The 2,092-nt window shown below is 42.1% G+C and carries 2 protein-coding genes; both read right to left on the bottom strand.

The genetic code is table 11. The features are described 5' to 3' along the window. On the bottom strand, nt 1-929 hold a 929-nt coding region (locus H5202_RS21225), incomplete at its 3' end, for an ATP cone domain-containing protein (protein ID WP_259397424.1). Between the two features lie 591 nt (nt 930-1,520). Then, nucleotides 1,521-2,092 (bottom strand): HAD family hydrolase (locus H5202_RS21220; RefSeq protein ID WP_182773804.1); only part of this gene is annotated, 572 nt, incomplete at its 5' end.

Below are 2,092 nucleotides of genomic sequence, written 5' to 3'. Positions count from 1 at the left end.
TGCCATAAAGGATAGAAAAGTGTTGCTGCACCGCCACGTACGCCGCCTTGAGAACATGACTTCACCGCAGTTTGGAAATACTTATAAAATGGTAAACAACCTGTGTGGAAAGCTTCACCGCCACGAATAGGGCTACCAAGGGCACGAATACGACCCGCGTTAATACCAATACCGGCACGTTGGCTAACGTATTTAACGATAGACGATGCAGTCGCATTGATTGAATCCAAGCTGTCATCACACTCAATTAACACACATGAGCTGAACTGACGAGTTGGTGTACGCACACCGGCCATGATTGGTGTTGGTAAAGAAATCTTAAACAGAGACGTCGCGTCATAGAAGTCTTTAATGTACTTCAAACGGATTTCTTTTGGGTAACGGGCAAACAAACATGCAGCTACTAAGATATATAAAAACTGAGCGCTTTCGTACACTTCATGAGTGACACGGTTTTGAACCAGGTATTTACCTTCAAGTTGCTTTACTGCGGCATAAGAGAAGTTCAAGTCACGCCAGTGATCGATATAGGTGTCGAGGATGTCTAATTCTTCACGGCTGTAGTCAGCCATGATATGCATGTCATATTTACCCAGTTCAACTAACTTGGTGACATGGTCATATAACGTTGGCGGTTCAAATTGACCAAACGCTTTTTTACGCAAATGAAACACTGCTAAGCGGGCAGCCACAAATTGGTAATCAGGTGACTCCGGAGAGATTAAGTCAGCAGCGGCTTTGATAATCGTTTCATGAATAGCTTCTGTTGGAATGCCATCAAAAAACTGCAGATGAGATCGAAGTTCTACTTCAGATACTGAGACGTTTTTTAATCCCTTGGCTGCCCAAGTGATCACGCGATGAATTTTATCTAAATCGATAGATTCACGTTCGCCACTGCGTTTAGTGACTGTCATATTGCTATTCATTGAAGAGAGGCCTTGGTTCTTTATCTAATCATGTGATCTGTTGTTGGATGCCGTGCTGCTTGATTCGATCCGAACCAGTTACAAAACAATTCCATGTTAAAACAATCAACCTGATGTACTCACAACGTGGCAATAAAGCACCAGTACGTTCAGTTAACATCTACATCCTTTGGTAAGTCGTGGAGTAGTGTTTTGATTGCCAGCCACACACAAGATATGGTGTTATTTAAAATCTAAGATACAAGATAGTGAGGTTTGAGCTTTATTGCAAGCCACAATTTAATTAACTTCTTGTGGATAAGTTGAGGATAAACGGCAGGGTTAGTGATGACTAACCCTAGAGCCCAAATTTATAAAGTGTTTTTGATAAATGATATTTTTTAAACCATCAAATGAGAAAAATTTGATCGCTAAAATAAACAGCGATCAAAAATAATGGACCGTTTATTGGTTGATCTTTTGTTGGTTTTGATCGGGTGCCTTTTAGTGGCTGTTAATGACTCATTTACGCTTGATACAAGCTGTTAATGTTGGCCCGTGTTTGGTTTTTTACCCAAAAATAACCCATTAGCCCGATGTCGAACACTGTCATTAATCAGTGAAAAACTGTTTAAGTGAGGCTCCGTGTTGAAATTGTTTGCCTGCTGGCCATGTGTCAGGTTTATCTGTCGCAGATAAATAACCCCATAAAGCAATGCCGCCTAGCATACTGGCATTATGGGCGGCGACTAAGTCACGTTCAGCGTCACCTAGATATAAGATACTTTGAGGCGCAATGGCAATTTGTTGTGCCGCTAACAACATGGGGGCGGTATGAGGTTTAGAGTGACGAGTGCTATCACCACTGATCATAGTTTTCAATTTATGCGTTAAGCCAAGTTTTTCCACTAATGGTCTGGCAAATCGAGCCGGCTTATTGGTCACTACACCATAAGGAATTGATTGCGCATCAAACAACGATAATAGCTCGGGTAAGTCAGCGAATAAACGGCTGTTGTCACCATTGATACGGGCATAATGCTGAAGTAGTGCTTGCTGGATGGTAATTTGTAGTTGTTCATCGGCATCTGGAATGGCCGTTTTAACTAAATATAAGCTGCCATGTGATGCCGCATGGCGCATCAAGTCAAGCGGTTGGACGTTAAAACCGGCTTCATCCAAGC

The sequence above is a fragment of the Shewanella sp. SG41-4 genome, from assembly GCF_014164505.1.
Taxonomy (GTDB): domain Bacteria; phylum Pseudomonadota; class Gammaproteobacteria; order Enterobacterales; family Shewanellaceae; genus Shewanella.
Note: the sequence above shows the minus strand (reverse complement) of the source record. Positions and strands in the feature narration are given on the sequence as shown.